The following is a 16585-nucleotide window of genomic DNA, read 5'->3' as shown; positions in this document are numbered from 1 at the left end:
GCGGCGCGCGTCAAGCATGATAGCCCTCGAAGGTCACATTATCCGCGATCAACCGTGCCTTTGCCTCATCTTGCGGCGAACGGATGGTCCAGCACAGGATCGGCGCGGCTGTCGCCTTGATCTCGGCCACGCGGGGGCGGGGCAGATCTTTGGCCTCGTGGCTGATGAAACAGGCACCCACACGGTCGTAATCGGGAATGGCGCGCAGATGGTCGCGCACCGCAGCGGGCAGATCGGGCCAGAACACCGGATCATAGGCGGATGTGACCAGCCCGCGCGGAATGGCGGGGGCGAGGGTCCGGCAGGCGGCGATGCTATGCGGGTTGAAGGACATCAGCGCGACATCGCCTTTGTAATCGGCCAGCGCCGCGCAGGTCGCGCGTTCAAGCGCGCCGACATCCGGCCCCATCTGGCCGTCTTGATCCTTGATCTCGATCAGCAGGGGCACTTGGCCTGCGACCAGCGCCAGCACATCCTTTAGCGCGGGGATCGTGCCGGTGTCGTCTTTCAGCGGGGTCTGTTCCAGTTGCGCACGGCTGCATGCGCGCAGCGGTCCGCTTTGCGCAGTCAGCCGGTCCAGATTGTCATCGTGAAACACCATCGCATGGCCATCGCTGGACAATTGCACGTCGATTTCTATCCCGTAACCGGCGGCAATCGCGGCCTTGATCGCGGCGATGGAATTTTCGACCCGCCCCGCCTTGCGGTCATGCAAGGCGCGATGCGCGATGGGGCGGGCAAGAAAGGCGGCAGGCAGGGTCATGCGATCTCGAAGATGCCTTCGATTTCAACGGCGACGCCAAAGGGCAGGCTGGCGGCACTGACGGCAGAGCGCGCATGGTGGCCCTTGTCACCAAGGGCGGAAACCATGAAATCAGAGGCACCGTTGATCACCTTGGGTTGGTCGCCAAAATCGGAGGTGGAATTGACGAAACCCACCAGTTTGACCACCCGCACCAGCCGGTCGATATCACCGCCGCAAGCGGCCTTGAGCTGCGCCAGCAGGCTGATCGCACAGGCGCGCGCGGCGGCGGCACCTGCGTCAGCATCCATGTCGACGCCCAGCTTGCCCTTGATCATGCCATCCGCATTGGCCGAAATTTGCCCCGAGACATGCACCAGATTGCCTGTTTGCACGAAGGGGACATAATTCGCCGCGGGGGCAGGGGCGTCGGGCAGGGTCACGCCCAGTTCGGCCAGACGGGTTTCGATCACGCTCATATCAGTCTCCTTGGCTGTTTGGCCGGACGCTAGCGGGCAATGCGGCGGCGCGCAATCAGCTGTCGCGAAACGCGCGGGCGAAATAATCCGCCAGCGGCTTGATCAGGTAATCCATCGGGCTGCGGTCACCGGTGCGCAAAAAAGCCTCGACCGGCATGCCTGGCAGCAGGGCCAGATCGGCGGGCAGTCGCTGCAATTCGCCGTCGTTCAGCTGCACTTCGGCGCGGTAAAAAGACTGGCCCGTCGCCTGATCCTGAAACGCATCCGCCGATAACAGCGTCACCCGCCCGGCCAGTTCCGGCGTGCGCCGCTGGTCAAAGGCGGAAAACCGCAAGGTCACGTCCTGCCCGACAAAGACCTGATCAATATCCGTGGTCTGCACCTGTGCTGCGATCACAAGGGGGCGGTCTTGGGGGATCAGGAACAACACCGGATCGGCGGGGCGGATGACAGAGCGGGGCGCAAAGACCTGCATGCCATAGACGATCCCCGCGACCGGCGCGCGGATGTCGCGCTGGTCGCGCTGGCGCAGCAGCATCTGGCGGCGTTCGGCCAGTTCCAGCTGGCTGAATTGCAGATCGCGCAGGCGGGTGATCGCCTCTTCCCGGCGAAAGGACGACAGGCCGAGGATCTGGATCTCGATCTCGGTCATGCGTTCGGCGGCCTGCGCGGCCTGCGCTGTCAATTCACCAAGGCGGCCCAGAAGGCTCGCCGCTTCGCGTTGCAGGGCCAGCACGCGGCTGGCCTGTGAAAGGCCGCGATCCAGCAGGCTTTGCTGGTCGGCCAATTCGCGCGCGATCAGGCGCTGTTGGGTTTGCAGCGCGGTTTGCTGCGCGGTGATGCCGGTGATCTGGCTGGCGATCTGGGCGCGTTGCTGGGTCAGCTGATGGGTGGATTGCAGGCTGGTTTCCAGCCGCGCCGCGAATAGCCGTTCCTGCCCCTGCATCAATTCGGCGGCCGCAGGGGTGCCTGCGTCGCGCAGGACCGGGTCAAAGACCAGCGCGCTTGCATCATCGCGTTCCGCCGTCAGCCGCGCGCGGCGGGCAAGGATTTCGAAATATTGCCCTTCGACGATTGCCAGTTCCGATTGCAGGTCGGTCGGGTCCAGCCGGATCAGCAGGTCGCCCCTGGCCACGCTGTCGCCTTCGGCCACAAGGATATCGGCGACCACCCCGCCAAACGGGTGCTGCACGATCTGGCGGTTGCGATCCACCTCGATCTGGCCGCTGGTGATGACCGCGCCATTGATCTGCGCCAGCACCGACCATGTGCCGAGCCCACCCACCAGCACGGCCAGCGCGGCGGTGCCGATGATCATATAGCGCCGGACCGGCCAATGCGTATTCATGATACGCCCCCGGATTGGGCTGTAGCGCGGGTGATCTGCGCGTGGTTCTGGACCATATCGGCCAGCACTTTGTCCTTGGGGCCAAAGGCGCGGCGCATCCCGCCATCGATCACCAGCAACAGGTCGCATTCCTGAATGGCCGCAGGCCGGTGCGCCATGATGAACACGATCCCGCCTGCCGCCTTGAAGGCGCGGATCGCGGCGTTCAGCGCCAGTGATCCGTCATTGTCGAGGTTGGAATTGGGTTCATCCAGCACCAGCACCACCGGATTGCCATAAAGCGCGCGGGCCAACCCGATCCGCTGGATCTGTCCGCCGGACAAGCGGCCCGAGGTAGCACTCACGCGGGTGTCATAGCCGTCAGGCAAGGTCAGGATCATGTCATGCGCGGCTGCCTTTTGCGCGGCCAGCACCACGGCGGCGTCATCGGGCAACATCGCCATGCGGGCGATATTGTCCTTGATCGTGCCGTCAAACAATTGCACCCGCTGCGGCAGATAGCCGATATGCTGGCCCAGCACGTCCGGGTCATATTGATCCAGCGCCGCGCCATCCAGCCTGATCTGCCCGCCCGCTGGTTGCCAGACGCCGGTCAGCGCGCGCGCCAGCGTGGATTTGCCCGCGCCGGATGTGCCGATGACCCCCACGGCCTGCCCTGCGCCCAGATCGAAACTGACCATGCGCAGGGCGGCGACACTTTCTCCCGGCGGGATGATTGTGATCTGTTCGGCACGCAGCCTTGCCTTGGGCTTTGGCAGGCGGGTGCGCGCGGCCTCTGGCGTGACCTGCCCCAGCAGCACCGCCAGATTGCCCCAGCCTTCGCGCCCGCGCTGGAATATGGCCCATTGGCCCACGATCATCTCGACCGGGGCGAGCGCGCGGCCCAGCAGGATCGAGCCCGCGATCATCGCGCCGGGCGACAATTGACCCAGCAGCACCAGATAGGCGCCAAGCCCCAGCATGGCCGATTGCAGGAACAGCCGGAACGTCTTGGTCAGCGCGGTATAGCTGCCGGCGGCATCCGACGCGCCGATACTGGCATCAAGTGCTGCATTGCGCGCCAGCTGCCAGCGATCAAAGGCAGCACCGCGCATGCCCAGCGCATGGACCATCTCGCTTTCTTGCCGGATCTGGTTGCCCATCTGATCAGAGGTAAAACTGGCCGCATTGGCCTGCGCCAAGGGCGCGCGGGTGCTGATCTGGTTCAGCACGGCGACGACGACCAGCACCAGCGCGCCGCAAATTGCCAGCAGCCCCATCAGCGGATGGAAAATGAAGATGCCAAAGAAAAAGAGCGGCGCCCAAGGCAGATCAAACAGCGCCATCAGCGCGGGCGAGGTGATCAGCCGCTGCACCGATTCCAGATCGCGCAGGCCGGTCGCCGCCGCGCGCGGGGCGCGGTGCTGGGTCGTGGCCGCCATCACCGCCGCAAAGACCCGCCGGTCCAGCCGCGCCTGAAACCGCGCGCCGACCCGCGCCATCACACGTCCCCGGACGTAATCGAGGAGGCCCATCACCCCATAGAGAAACGCCACCAGCACCGTCAGCGCGACCAGCGTTTCCACGGACCGCGCGTGCAAGACGCGGTCATAGACGTTGAGCATGTAAAGCGGGCCGGTCAGCATCAGCAGGTTGACGAAAAAGCTGAAGATACCGACGACCCAATAAAGCAGCCGGCTGTCGCGCCATGCGCCGCGCAATTCCGCCTGTCCTGCTGCCGTCGCCGCCTGTGTCATCTTGCCCCTTGCCCGCTGATCCGGCGATGCCTGTCTGTGGCCCGGATCAAAGCATGGATGGGTTAACAAGCTTGCCAATACGGGGCGGGCAGGCAATGCGATAACATCCGCTTGTGGCGCAACTTGATCTTGTTGATTACGCGCCCGATTTGCCGCATGAATGGAAGATGAACCGATTTTTGCGCCAATCCGCCGTTCTGATCGGCCTTGTCCCTGCCATGGCGGCGGCGGCACCCTATGATGGCATTTACCGGCAGACCGCCGATGCCGATTGCGCGGTGATCGGCGGCGATGGAACCTCGGTGCGGATCGCCGAAGGGGTGTTTTACGGGGTCGAAACGCAGTGCCAGATGACCCGCCCGGTGGATGTCAACGGCATGGATGCCACGCTTTACACGATGGAATGTGCAGCGGATGGCCAGCAATGGTCCGAGCGGGCGATGATGATGCGCACCGCCGATGGCGCCGGGCTCTATATGGTCTGGAACGGCTATGTTTTTGTTTACGGGCTTTGCCCGGATGTGGCACCCTAGCGCTGGTCTCAGTTCGCCGCGGCCCCTTGGACCAGCAGATCCAGCAGATTGACGATGTCGTCATCCACGACTTCACCGCCTTGGCTGTCCAGAATGCCCGTGGGGGCTGCTGTCTGTGGCACCATCATGGGCAGCGGTATGGGCGTCTGGCCTTCCAGCACACGGACCATGGTTTCGCGCCAGATATCGGCGGGCAGGCCGCCACCCGTCACACCGCGCAACGGCGTGTTGTTGTCATAGCCCATCCAGACCCCGGTGACATAATCGCCGGTAAAGCCGATGAACCATGCATCGCGCGATGAATTCGTGGTACCGGTCTTGCCCGCGATTTCCCAGCCCGCGATGCGGGCGCGCCGTCCGGTGCCTTCTTCGACGACGCGGGTCATCATCCAGGTCAATTGGCGCGCGGCCTCTGCGCTGATGATCCGCTTGCCGATGCCGGCGCCTTGGGAATCCATCAAGACCTCTGAATCGCCCAGAATCCGCAGATCGAGCAAGCCGTAAGGCGTTACCTGTGACCCGCCGTTCAGGATGCCCGCATAGGCCCCGGTGATGTTCAGCAGCGTGCTTTCCGAAACACCCAGCGCCAATGCCGGCCCTTCGGCCAGTTCGCCTTGCAAGCCGAACCCATTGGCGACATTGCGGACATATTCGCGGCCGACATCCTCGGACAGCAGGATGGCAGGCAGGTTGCGGCTTTCGGCCAGCGCCTGGGTCAGGGTCACCGGCCCTTTGAATTCGCGGTCATAATTCTCGGGACACCATTCGCGCGATCCGCGGATCGACCAGCATTGCGGCGCATCATTGACCATCGCATAGGGCGACACGCCCAGATCGAGCGCTGCGGCATAGATGAAAGGCTTGAAGGCCGAACCGGTCTGGCGCAAGGCCTGTGTGGCGCGGTTGAACGCACCCGTGGCGCGCAAATTACGCCCGCCGACCATGGCGCGCACGGCCCCGTCGGCGGACATGACCACGATCGCGGCCTGCGCCTCGGACCCTTCGGCGACCTGATTTTCGAACACCGATACCAAGGCCTCTTCGGCGGCGCGCTGGATGCGTTGGTCAAGCGTGGTGCGGATGATCACGTCTTCGGTGGTGTTGCGGGTAAAGAATTCCGGCCCGCTTTCCATGACCCAATCGGCAAAGAACCCGCCCGACCGGGCCTCGGCGGCGCGTGACAGCCTTGCGGGGTTGGCAAGCGCCTCGCTTGCCTGCGCGGCGGTCAGATAGTCCTGATCGGCCATCAACCCGATCACGACAGCGGCCCGTTCGCGGGAGCGTTCGATATTCGCCGTGGGGGCCAGGGTAGACGGCGCCTTGAGCAGCCCCGCCAGCATTGCGGCCTGGGCTGGGTTCACCTCGGCGGCCGAGATCCCGAAATAGCGCTGTGCGGCCGCCTCGAACCCGCGACTGCCCGCGCCCAAATAGGCACGGTTGAGGTAAAGTGTCAGGATCTCTTCCTTGGTATAGGCGATTTCCATGCCGATGGCGTAAAATGCCTCGCGGATCTTGCGGGCCAGCGTCGTGCGGCGGCAATCCGCTTCATAGGCGGCCTCTGATTCCCAAGCGTTGGGATCATAGGGCACGCCAAGGCAAAGCAGTTTTGCTGTCTGTTGGGTTATCGTGGACCCGCCGTTGCCGGACAAAGGGCCGCGCCCTTCATTCATGTTAATGCGAATGGCAGAGGCGATGCCGCGCGGCGACAGGCCGAAATGGCGATAAAAGCGCCGGTCCTCGGTGGCGACGACGGCATCATGCAGATGCGGGGATATGTTGCGCGCCGTGACCATGCCGCCGAACTGGTCGCCGCGCCAGGCAAAGACCTCTCCGGTCAGATCGGCCATGGTGACCGATCCGCGCGCGCGCTGGTCGATCAGGGTTTGGATCGGGGGCATTTGCTGGGCAAAATACATCGACACCGCCGCGACGATCAGCGCGGCAACAAGCCCGCTGCGCCAGGTGATCGCCCAGATGATCCGCAGCAAAAGACGAAACGGCCAGAGCAGCCATCCCAGCAATGTGGTCGGACGCGCGCGGCGGGCTGGCTTGCGGCTGCGCGGCTTGCGCGGGGGCGGCGGTGTTTTGGCAGCTTTCTTGGCAGCCGGTTTTTTCGGGCTGGCCTTGTCGGGATAGCGTTTGTCGGCCACCAGCGGTGTCCGTCTTTTGCCGTTGCTGCTCATGATCCGCCCGAATGTATCTGCGCCTGTTTTGCGATATCTTAAACGGATGGAAAGGAATTGTAGAGATGCGATGAGTCGCGCTCTCCTCTTTTTGCTTTGCTTATTAATTGGGCAAAGCGATTAAATTGTGCAATATTTGTGCAAACTCACCCGATCTGAACCCGTCCGCACATAGGCAAATCCTTGCCGATGCTGCACTGCCGCGTTCTTTGGTGCGTGCAAGCGGACGCCGGGCTGGGCGTTGCCGCAATCCATTGCGAGGGGAAGAACGTGAAACTCATCATTGCAACAATCAAGCCGTTCAAGCTGGAGGAGGTCCGCGAAGCGCTGACCACCATCGGCGTGCGCGGCATGATGGTGTCAGAAATCAAGGGGTTCGGATCGCAGTCGGGCCATACAGAAATCTATCGCGGCGCGGAATATGCCGTGAATTTTGTGCCCAAGGTGAAGCTCGAGATCGTCGTGCCTGACAGCATGGCTGATCAGGTCGTCTCTACCATCACCACCACCGCCAAGACCGACAAGATCGGCGACGGCAAGGTTTTCGTGCTCGACGTGCAAAGCGCAGTGCGCGTGCGCACCGGCGAGACCAATGATGACGCGCTGTAAACGCGGCGCAACGAGGAACAAATCCATGAATATGAAAAAACTAATTATGCTTGGGGCGGGGCTTGCGCTGCTTCCCATGGCGGGCTTCGCGCAAGAGGCGGAAGTGGCACCCACCTTCGACGAAATCGGCCCCTATATCATGACCACCCTGCTGTTCCTTGTGGGCGGCTTTCTGGTGTTCTGGATGGCGGCTGGCTTTACCATGCTCGAGGCTGGTCTGGTCCGGTCCAAGAACGTCACCACGCAGCTGACCAAGAATATCGCGTTGTTTTCCATCGCGGGCATCATGTATTGGCTGGTCGGCTTTAACCTGATGTATCCGGGCGATTTCAACGGCTATGTCGGCGGGTTCTTCAACATCACGGTGCTAGAGGCTGTGGGCCTTGGCGCGGATGAGGCATCGCTTGATTACGCCTCTGTTGCGTCGGACTTCTTCTTTCAGTTGATGTTCGTTGCTGCCACGGCATCCATCGTGTCGGGTGCGCTGGCCGAGCGGATCAAACTGTGGCCGTTTCTTGCCTTTGTCGTCGTGCTGACGGGCTTCATGTATCCGATCTCGGGGTCCTGGCAGTGGGGCGGCGGCTGGCTGTCTGAGATGGGCTTCTCTGACTTTGCTGGTTCGACTGTTGTGCATTCGGTCGGTGGCTGGGCTGCTTTGGCTGGTGCCATCGTGCTGGGTCCGCGTCTGGGCAAATACAAGGATGGCCGCGTCAACCCGATGCCCGGTTCCAACCTTGCGCTGGCCACATTGGGGACGTTCATCCTGTGGCTGGGCTGGTTCGGTTTCAACGGCGGTTCGCAGCTGGCTGCGGGCACCGTGGGTGACATCACCGATGTCGGCCGGATCTTTGCGAATACCAACATGGCGGCGTCTGCCGGTGCGGTGACCGCGCTGATCCTGACGCAGATCCTGTACAAGAAGGTCGATCTGACCATGGTGCTGAACGGCGCGCTGGCCGGTCTGGTCGCCATCACTGCGGAACCGCTCTATCCGACGCTGTTTGGCGCGCTCTGGATCGGTGCTGTCGGTGGTGTGATCGTGGTCTTCGCCGTGCCGCTGCTGGACAAGCTGAAGATCGACGATGTCGTCGGTGCGATCCCTGTCCACCTGTTCGCCGGTATCTGGGGCACCATTGCTGTTGTCTTCTACAATGACGGCACCAGCCTGATGACACAGCTGACCGGTATCGTGGCCTACGGTGTGTTCACCTTCTTCGTGTCCCTCGTCGTGTGGTATATCTTCAAGATGACCATGGGGATCCGCGTCAGCCAGGAATCGGAAGTGACCGGTCTGGACCTGAGCGAGCTGGGTATGGAAGCCTATCCAGAGTTTTCCAAAGGCTGATCCAGCCTTGCAAAATCAACGAAAGCCCGGGCGTTCGCGTCCGGGCTTTTGCGTTGCGCGGGTGATTTTAATCCGGGTGATGTGGATGGTGGCTTTTACGGTAGAATCGGCCTATGGCGCAGAAAGCTTCGAATAAATTGTCATCAGGCAATGATTTTGCAAAGAATATCCGGCCTTTTCCGCGATAGACTGTCCATGTCCTTAACCGATTGACCGGAGCTTGCGATGATCCAGACCCCCTATCTTTTGTTTCTTGGCGATGCGCCGGACCAGCTGGCCGCGAAAGTGGCGCAGGGGATCAAGGATTGGCGTCCGCAGAATGCCGTGGGCCAATACCGGATGCCCGGCTGCGGGGCCGATGTCGGCATGGCGGATATGACGCTGCAAGAGGCGCGGGCCGCCGGCGCCAAGACGCTGGTCATCGGCGTGGCCAATCGGGGCGGCGTGATCTCTGCCGCGTGGAAAGAGGTGCTGTTGCAGGCGCTGGCGCTGGGGTTCGATCTGGCCTCGGGCCTGCATAACCTGCTGCGCGACGAGCCTGATCTGGTCGCCGCCGCCGAAGAGCATGGCCGGAGCCTGTTTGACGTGCGTGTGCCATCGGTGGCCTATCCGATCGCCAATGGTGTGAAACGGACGGGCAAGCGCTGTCTGGCCGTCGGCACCGATTGTTCGGTGGGCAAGATGTATACCGGCCTTGCCATGGATATCGAGATGCAAAAGCGCGGCATGAAATCCACCTTCCGCCCCACCGGCCAGACCGGTATCCTGATCACCGGCGGCGGCGTGCCGCTGGATGCGGTGGTCGCGGATTTCATGGCGGGGGCCGTGGAATATCTGACCCCCGACAACGACCCCGATCATTGGGATCATATCGAAGGGCAGGGCAGCCTGTTCCATGTGTCCTATTCCGGTGTGACCATGGCGCTGATCCATGGCGGCCAGCCCGATGCGCTGGTGCTGGCGCATGAACCGACGCGCAAACATATGCGCGGCTTGCCCGGCTATGCGCTGCCCAAGCTGGAAGCTTTGCGCGACATGGTGCTGCCGATCGCCCGCATCGCCAACCCGGCCTGTCAGATCGTCGGCATCTCGGTCAACACGCAGCATCTGTCCGAGGTTGATGCCTTGGCCTATCTGGCCGAGGTCGAAGGGCGGATGGGCTTGCCCACGGTCGATACGTTCCGGCAAGGGGCAGCGCGGCTGGTTGATGCGCTGGAGGCGATCTGATGTCGGATTTCTGGCGAAACCCGATGCCTCCGGCGGGGATATTTGGGCTCGTAAGATGATGAAGGTTGCAGTTTCATCTGATGTGTTCCGGCTGGCGCAGGTGTTCACCATCAGCCGCGGGTCGCGGACCGAGGCCAAGGTGCTGACCGTGACGGTGGCGGATGGCGGGATTGTCGGGCGCGGCGAATGTGTGCCCTATGCGCGCTATGGCGAGACTTTGGAAAGTGTCGCCGCGCAGATTGCGGGGTTTGCGGGGGCTTGGCCTGATCTTCAGGATGCTTTGCCCGCAGGGGCCGCGCGCAATGCGCTGGATTGTGCATTCTGGGATCATGCGGCGAAAAAGGCAGGCAAGCGCGTCTGGGACCTGCTGGGTCTGCCCGTGCCGCGCCCCGAGATCACCGCCTATACGCTGTCGCTGGACAGGCCCGCCGCGATGCAGGCACAGGCGGCGCAGAATGCGCATCGCCCATTGTTGAAGATCAAGCTTGGCACGCCGGATGATATGGCCCGGCTGGAGGCCGTGCGCCGTGGCGCGCCCACCGCGCGCATCATCGTGGATGCCAATGAAGGCTGGACCGCCGAGGTTTACGCCGATCTGGCCCCGCATCTGATCCGCCTTGGCGTGCAGATGGTCGAGCAGCCCTTGCCTGCGGGGGCGGATGACATGCTGGCGGAAATCGCGCGGCCTTTGCCGGTTTGCGCGGATGAAAGCTGCCATGACCGTGCCAGCCTGCCCGCCCTGCGCGGCAAATATGACATGGTCAATATCAAGCTGGATAAAACCGGCGGGCTGACCGAGGCGCTGGCGCTGAAGGCGCAGGCGCAGGCCGAAGGATATGGGATCATGGTGGGCTGCATGGTCGGATCGTCGCTGGCCATGGCCCCTGCGACGATACTGGCGCAGGGCGTGGCCTTTACGGACCTTGACGGGCCGCTGTTATTGGCCGAAGACCGGGATGCAGCTTTGCATTTTGACGACAGCGGCGTGCATCCGCCCGCTGCCGAGCTTTGGGGATGAATATGCGCATAGTCTATGTCAACGGCACCTATCTGCCTGAAAACGAAGCCATGATTTCGATCTTTGACCGTGGCTTTCTGATGGCCGATGGCGTTTATGAGGTGACATCTGTGCTGGACGGCAAGCTGATCGATTTCGCCGGTCATGCCAAACGGCTGGAACGGTCCTTGAATGAGCTCGACATGCCGCGCCCGGCATGTCTGCCCGACCTGTTGGAGATCCACCGCGAATTGGTGCGCCTGAACGGGATCGAAGAAGGCATGATCTATCTGCAGATCACCCGTGGCGCGCCCGGTGACCGCGATTTCGTCTTTCCGGACCCTGAAACCTGCATGCCGACCGTGGTGCTGTTCACCCAGAACAAGCCGGGCCTTGCCAATAGCCCTGTCGCCAAGACCGGGATCAAGGTGATTTCGGTTGCCGACCAGCGCTGGGCGCGACGGGATATCAAGACGGTGCAGCTGCTCTACCCATCGATGGGCAAGATGATGGCCAAGGCCGCCGGTGTCGATGACGCCTGGATGGTCGAGGATGGGATGGTGACCGAAGGCACATCCAACAACGCCTATATCGTCAAGGGCAATACGATCATCACCCGCCATCTGGGCAATGAAATCCTGCATGGGATCACCCGCGCCGCCGTGCTGCGTTTCGCGCGCGAAGCGCAGATGCATGTTGAAGAGCGCAGTTTTTCCATCGCAGAGGCGCAGGCGGCGGATGAGGCGTTCATCACCTCGGCCAGCGCATTCGTCATGCCGGTGGTGGAAATCGACGGTGCTGCCGTGGGCGCAGGCACGCCCGGGCCTGTCGCGGCACGGCTGCGCGAGATTTACCTCGATGAAAGCCGCAAGGTCGCGGTTTAAAGCGTTTCGGGGTTATCAGACAACTTTGATTGCTTTTCGCGTTCGAGCGAAGCGAGAGGCAACGAAAAGCAGTCTCTGCTTTGCCCGAAATGCTAATCCGCCTTGTCGTAGAACGGTGTCATCTGGGCCACGATGACGCTGTTTTCATCCAGTGCGCGCTGCATCAATGCGCGTTCCTCATCGGGGATATCGTGCCCTTCGGCCAGCCGTTCGTCCAGCGTGCCATAGCCTGACACATCCAGCGGTGCCAGATCGGCCTGTTTCAGGATCGCCACGGTTTCGCGCACCGCCTCGGCCTCGTCCACGCCCGAGGCATAGCACATCAGCGCCGCACCCGTCGCCCCGTCGGGCAGGCCGTCACCGGTGCTGCGCCCAACCTCGACCAGCAGGGTGAACACCTTTTGGCGGCTTTCCTTCTTGGTCATTTGCTGTCTTCCTCGATCCAGCGGGATTTGACGGCCCAGAGCGTCGATATCACGACGATGATGTGAAAGGGCAGGTAGATGGTACACAACAGGACCATGATCGTCCCGACAAGTGGCAACCCGGCAATATAGACCGCCGTCAGGATCGGCTGCCAAACCAGCGCAAGCAGCAGCGCGATCATCGCGATATCAACCACCACCGGCGCCCAGGCCGCGCGGAACGAGGGCATGTTGCCCGTCGCGATCCGCCTGCGCGCAAGGATCCGGCTAAGGATCATGTCAGTCGCGCAGCAATTCGTTGATGCCGGTCTTGGACCGTGTCTTTTCATCGACGCGTTTGACGATCACGGCACAGTAAAGGTTGATCCCGTTGGTGGATGGCATGGAGCCTGCCACGACCACCGAATAGGGGGGCACTTCGCCATACATCACCTCGCCGGTGGCGCGGTCGACGATTTTCGTGGATTGGCCGATGAAAACGCCCATGCCCAGCACGGACCCTTCGCGGATGATGCAGCCTTCGACGACCTCTGACCGGGCACCGATAAAGCAATTATCCTCGATGATTGTGGGCCCCGCCTGCATCGGTTCCAGCACGCCGCCGATGCCGACGCCGCCTGACAGATGTACGTTCTTGCCGATCTGCGCGCAGGACCCGACCGTGGCCCAGCCATCGACCATTGTGCCTTCATCGACATAGGCGCCAAGGTTCACGAAAGACGGCATCAGCACGACGCCTTTGCCGATAAACGCGGACCGGCGCACGATGGACCCGGGCACAGCGCGAAAACCGGCAGCGCGCCACTGGTTTTCGCCCCAGCCGTCAAATTTCGATGGCACCTTGTCCCACCATGTGCTGCCGCCATTGCCGCCGGAAATCGGTTCCATATCGTTCAGACGGAACGACAGCAGAACGGCTTTCTTGGCCCATTGGTTGACATGCCAGGCCCCGTCCGCCTGCTTTTCCGCAACGCGCAAGCTGCCGCTGTCCAGCGCGTTCAGCGTGGTTTCGATCGCGTCGCGGACGGCGCCTGTGGTGGCGGGGGTAATCGTGTCGCGCGCATCCCATGCGGCTTCGATGGCGGTTTCCAGGGCGGCGTTTGACATGGGTTTCTCCGGTTTTGCTGTGGCTCGCGGTTGCAAGGGGCTATAGACCGGAACTGCCCGAGGGCGCAATGCAAGGAAGACGCCATGAAAGACGACCGCCGCCATCCGTTTCGTGACAGCCAGCAGGACCGCGAGGCCGCGACCCATATCCCCGACACGCCGCAGACGCGTGCGCCGTCTTATGCGCTGGCCTTTGCCGACCAGGAATTCCTGCTGCGCGAGGAATTGCGCCCGGTGCGGTTGCAGCTTGAACTACTCAAACCCGAACTGATGATGAACGAGGCGGGGATCAATTCGACCGTCGTCCTGTTCGGCGGCGCGCGTATCCCTGAACCGGCGCAAAAGGACACAGCCAAGACCGCAACGCTGGCGGGCCTCTCGGCCTATTACGACGAGGCGCGCAAATTCGCGCGGCTGGTCACAGAGCGGTCCTTGCAGGCGGGCGGCACCGACAATGTCATCGTCACGGGCGGCGGGCCGGGTGTGATGGAGGCGGGCAATCGCGGTGCGCAGGATGCGGGCGGGCGGTCCATCGGGTTGAACATCGTGCTGCCGCATGAACAGGCACCCAATGCCTATGTGACGCCAGAGCTGTGTTTCAACTTTCACTATTTCGCCATCCGCAAGATGCATTTCCTGATGCGCGCGTCTGCAGTCTGCGTGTTTCCGGGCGGGTTTGGCACGCTGGACGAAACCTTCGAGGCGTTGACCCTGATCCAGACTGGCCGGATGGGCAATGTGCCATTCCTGCTGTTTGGCCGGGCGTTCTGGGAAAAGATCATCAATTGGGATGCCTTGGCCGAGGCGGGCACGATCTCTGCCGATGACCTTGATCTGTTCCGTTTTGTCGAAACCGCCGAAGAGGCGCTGGTGGCGATGGACAGCTGGGAAGGCACCGGCACCAAGCGCAGCGAAATCCCCGGCCGCTAAGATGCATCCCGCGATCATGGTCATGGGCGTCTCGGGCAGTGGCAAGTCCACAATCGGGGCCGGTCTGGCGAATTCTATCGGGGCGCGCTTTCTGGATGGCGATGATTATCATCCGCCGCAGAACCGGGCGCAGATGGCGGCAGGCCAGCCCTTGACCGATGCGATGCGCTGGCCCTGGCTGGATGCGCTGGGGCAGGCGGTGCAGGCAGCGCGCCAGGACGGGCCGGTGGTCTTTGCCTGTTCGGCGCTGCGCAAATCCTACCGCGACCATCTGCGCGCGGCGGTGCCCGGCCTGCGGATCGCCTATCTGGATGCGCCGCGTGACGTGGTGCTGGCGCGTCTGGCGCAGCGGCAGGGGCATTTCATGCCCGCCAGCCTGCTTGACAGCCAATATGCGACGCTGGAAACCCCGCAGAATCCGACGATTGCGGTGCGGATCGACCAGCCGGTTGCGGCGATCATCGCAGCGATCCAGCGGATTGTCTGAAACGCAGCCTTGGCTGCATCAGGACATCCGCAGGCTGTTGGTCTGACAGGATAATCGCCTGCCGCCGCCGGTTTCAGGCGGCGACAGGTTTATGCCCGCGATCGCGCGCCATTCTGGCACGGCGATGAAAATCATTGCGCAGGGCTTCGCAGATGATCCTTTGGATCTCGGCATCATTACGGCCAGCCAGATGTTGCAGGGCGTCCATGATTTCAGGTGGCAGGCCAAGGATGATATGCGTCATGCAGCCTTTTCACCATAAATTGGTAAAAAAACCCTTAGCGGCGCGCCAAAATCACAGCCCCGCCTCTTGCGCGATCTGGGCCTTGGATTTGCGCGCGCGTTCGGTTGCCGATTTCAGCTGGCCACAGGCGGCCATGATATCCTCGCCGCGCGGGGTGCGGATCGGCGAGGCATAGCCCGCCTTATAGATGATATCGGCAAAGGCGCGGATGCGGTTGTTCGATGACCGCCGATAGGGCGCGCCGGGCCATTCGTTGAACGGGATCAGGTTGATCTTGGCCGGAATGCCATCGATCAGCTTGATCAGACGGCGGGCATCGGCATCGCTGTCGTTCACACCGTCCAGCATGACATATTCAAATGTGATCCGCTCTGAATTGCTGACCTTGGGATAGCTGCGCAACGCGTCGAGCAAATCGGCGATGGGCCAGCGCTTGTTGATCGGGACCAGCTTGTCGCGGACCTCGTCGGTGGTGGCATGAAAGGAAATCGCCAATTGGCAGCCGATTTCCTGCGCCGTGCGCGCGATTTCCGGCACGACGCCGGATGTCGACAGGGTGATCCGGCGGCGCGACAGCTGAATGCCATCCGGGTCCATCGCGATCTTCATCGCATCTCGGACATTTTCGAAATTATACAAAGGCTCGCCCATGCCCATCAGCACGATATTGGACAAAAGCCGGGTTTCATCCTTGGGCGCGCCCTGTACCGGCCATTCGCCCAGATCGTCGCGCGCGACCATGACCTGCCCGATGATTTCGGCACTGGTCAGGTTGCGCACCAGTTTCTGGGTGCCGGTATGGCAGAACGAACAGGTCAGCGTGCAGCCCACCTGCGACGATATGCAAAGCGTGCCACGGTCGGTTTCGGGGATGTAGACCACCTCGACCTCATGGCCGCCCGCGATGCGCACCAGATATTTGCGGGTGCCGTCGCCGCTCAGCTGACGGGTCACGACCTCTGGCACGGCGACCACGAAATTGGCGGCCAGCATGGCACGGTAATCCTTGGCCAGATTGGTCATCAGGGCAAAATCGCGCACGCCCCAGTGATAGATCCATTGCCAGATCTGGCCCACGCGCATCTTCGCCTGCTTTTCGGGCGTGCCCGCTGCAATTAGCGCCGCGCGCATCGCCTCGCGGGTCATGCCGACAAGGTTCGGCAACCCTTCGACCGCCTTGCGCGGAATGGTCAGCACGTCTTGCGTGATCGGGGCTTGGGCGTCCATCATAGGTCTTTCTGGCAGGGTATCGCCGCCATATAGGCGAAAGGGCCGGTTTCCACAAGAAAACCGCCCCCATCTTCCGAGT

The 16585-nt window shown here is 62.4% G+C and carries 18 protein-coding genes; 8 read left to right on the top strand and 10 right to left on the bottom strand.

The window, feature by feature from the left end; translation table 11 throughout:
• Positions 1-10: 10 nt before the first annotated feature.
• Genes LOKVESSMR4R_RS14585 through LOKVESSMR4R_RS14570 form a run of 4 tightly spaced genes read right to left on the bottom strand, consistent with a single transcriptional unit; the run spans position 11 to position 4305 of the window.
• Positions 11-763 carry a glycerophosphodiester phosphodiesterase family protein gene (locus LOKVESSMR4R_RS14585; RefSeq protein ID WP_087209839.1) on the bottom strand — a complete coding sequence of 251 codons (753 nt, stop codon included), beginning with the start codon at positions 761-763 and terminating at the stop codon, positions 11-13.
• The gene (locus LOKVESSMR4R_RS14580) at positions 760-1221 is read right to left on the bottom strand and encodes a RidA family protein (RefSeq protein WP_087209835.1); all 462 of its coding nucleotides are present in this window, start codon (positions 1219-1221) and stop codon (positions 760-762) included. The genes LOKVESSMR4R_RS14585 and LOKVESSMR4R_RS14580 overlap by 4 nt, the downstream gene beginning before the upstream one ends.
• Before the next feature lie 55 nt (positions 1222-1276).
• Complete coding sequence (locus tag LOKVESSMR4R_RS14575) at positions 1277-2569, bottom strand: HlyD family type I secretion periplasmic adaptor subunit (protein WP_087209832.1); 1293 nt, start codon at positions 2567-2569, stop codon at positions 1277-1279.
• The gene (locus LOKVESSMR4R_RS14570; RefSeq protein ID WP_087209828.1) at positions 2566-4305 is read right to left on the bottom strand and encodes a type I secretion system permease/ATPase; all 1740 of its coding nucleotides are present in this window, start codon (positions 4303-4305) and stop codon (positions 2566-2568) included. Before LOKVESSMR4R_RS14570 ends, LOKVESSMR4R_RS14575 begins: the two co-directional genes overlap by 4 nt.
• A gap of 167 nt (positions 4306-4472) precedes the next feature.
• Between LOKVESSMR4R_RS14570 and LOKVESSMR4R_RS14565 the strand changes: the two genes are divergently transcribed.
• A complete protein-coding gene (locus LOKVESSMR4R_RS14565) occupies positions 4473-4838 on the top strand; it encodes a hypothetical protein (RefSeq protein ID WP_087213329.1) in 366 nt (121 codons plus the stop codon).
• Between the two features lie 8 nt (positions 4839-4846).
• On the opposite strand, the gene LOKVESSMR4R_RS14560 is transcribed toward LOKVESSMR4R_RS14565, so the two are convergent.
• Positions 4847-7021 carry a transglycosylase domain-containing protein gene (locus LOKVESSMR4R_RS14560; RefSeq protein ID WP_087209826.1) on the bottom strand — a complete coding sequence of 725 codons (2175 nt, stop codon included), beginning with the start codon at positions 7019-7021 and terminating at the stop codon, positions 4847-4849.
• 270 nt (positions 7022-7291) lie between these two features.
• Between LOKVESSMR4R_RS14560 and LOKVESSMR4R_RS14555 the strand changes: the two genes are divergently transcribed.
• The 5 genes from LOKVESSMR4R_RS14555 (at position 7292) to LOKVESSMR4R_RS14535 (ending at position 12083) form a co-directional block, all read left to right on the top strand.
• Entirely contained in the window at positions 7292-7630 is a 339-nt protein-coding gene (locus LOKVESSMR4R_RS14555; RefSeq protein ID WP_087213326.1) for a P-II family nitrogen regulator, read from the top strand.
• A gap of 31 nt (positions 7631-7661) precedes the next feature.
• Positions 7662-8975: an ammonium transporter gene (locus tag LOKVESSMR4R_RS14550; RefSeq protein WP_420645916.1), complete on the top strand. Its 1314-nt coding sequence runs from the start codon at positions 7662-7664 to the stop codon at positions 8973-8975.
• A 225-nt stretch (positions 8976-9200) separates the two neighbouring features.
• A complete protein-coding gene (gene dgcN / locus LOKVESSMR4R_RS14545) occupies positions 9201-10202 on the top strand; it encodes an N-acetyltransferase DgcN (protein ID WP_087209820.1) in 1002 nt (333 codons plus the stop codon).
• Positions 10203-10260: 58 nt separating this feature from the next.
• Positions 10261-11220 (top strand): N-acetyl-D-Glu racemase DgcA, encoded by a 960-nt coding sequence (gene dgcA / locus LOKVESSMR4R_RS14540; protein WP_087209817.1) that lies wholly within the window; start codon positions 10261-10263, stop codon positions 11218-11220.
• Positions 11217-12083, top strand: a complete 867-nt coding sequence (locus LOKVESSMR4R_RS14535; protein WP_087209814.1) for a D-amino-acid transaminase — start codon at positions 11217-11219, stop codon at positions 12081-12083. The genes dgcA and LOKVESSMR4R_RS14535 overlap by 4 nt, the downstream gene beginning before the upstream one ends.
• A 92-nt stretch (positions 12084-12175) precedes the next feature.
• On the opposite strand, the gene LOKVESSMR4R_RS14530 is transcribed toward LOKVESSMR4R_RS14535, so the two are convergent.
• The 3 genes from LOKVESSMR4R_RS14530 to dapD are packed head-to-tail and all read right to left on the bottom strand — an operon-like array spanning position 12176 to position 13615.
• Positions 12176-12508: a hypothetical protein gene (locus LOKVESSMR4R_RS14530; RefSeq protein WP_087209811.1), complete on the bottom strand. Its 333-nt coding sequence runs from the start codon at positions 12506-12508 to the stop codon at positions 12176-12178.
• Positions 12505-12786, bottom strand: coding sequence for a hypothetical protein (locus tag LOKVESSMR4R_RS14525; protein ID WP_237331800.1), 282 nt, complete (start codon positions 12784-12786; stop codon positions 12505-12507). Before LOKVESSMR4R_RS14525 ends, LOKVESSMR4R_RS14530 begins: the two co-directional genes overlap by 4 nt.
• 1 nt (position 12787) lies before the next feature.
• Complete coding sequence (dapD, locus tag LOKVESSMR4R_RS14520) at positions 12788-13615, bottom strand: 2,3,4,5-tetrahydropyridine-2,6-dicarboxylate N-succinyltransferase (RefSeq protein ID WP_087209808.1); 828 nt, start codon at positions 13613-13615, stop codon at positions 12788-12790.
• 84 nt (positions 13616-13699) lie between these two features.
• On the opposite strand from dapD, the gene LOKVESSMR4R_RS14515 reads away from it, so the two are divergent.
• Both LOKVESSMR4R_RS14515 and LOKVESSMR4R_RS14510 read left to right on the top strand, forming a co-directional pair.
• Positions 13700-14545, top strand: coding sequence for an LOG family protein (locus LOKVESSMR4R_RS14515; RefSeq protein ID WP_087209805.1), 846 nt, complete (start codon positions 13700-13702; stop codon positions 14543-14545).
• Between the two features lies 1 nt (position 14546).
• Positions 14547-15032, top strand: a complete 486-nt coding sequence (locus tag LOKVESSMR4R_RS14510) for a gluconokinase (RefSeq protein WP_087209803.1) — start codon at positions 14547-14549, stop codon at positions 15030-15032.
• Positions 15033-15105: 73 nt separating this feature from the next.
• On the opposite strand, the gene LOKVESSMR4R_RS20480 is transcribed toward LOKVESSMR4R_RS14510, so the two are convergent.
• Positions 15106-15276, bottom strand: a complete 171-nt coding sequence (locus tag LOKVESSMR4R_RS20480) for a hypothetical protein (protein ID WP_204248681.1) — start codon at positions 15274-15276, stop codon at positions 15106-15108.
• Positions 15277-15327: 51 nt separating this feature from the next.
• On the bottom strand, positions 15328-16503 hold the full coding sequence (gene rlmN, locus LOKVESSMR4R_RS14505; protein WP_087213321.1) for a 23S rRNA (adenine(2503)-C(2))-methyltransferase RlmN: 1176 nt from the start codon (positions 16501-16503) through the stop codon (positions 15328-15330).
• Positions 16504-16585 lie beyond the last annotated feature (82 nt).

This window comes from Yoonia vestfoldensis (assembly GCF_002158905.1).
GTDB classification, from domain to species: Bacteria; Pseudomonadota; Alphaproteobacteria; order Rhodobacterales; family Rhodobacteraceae; genus Yoonia; species Yoonia vestfoldensis_B.
This window is presented reverse-complemented; position numbering and strand designations above follow the sequence as displayed.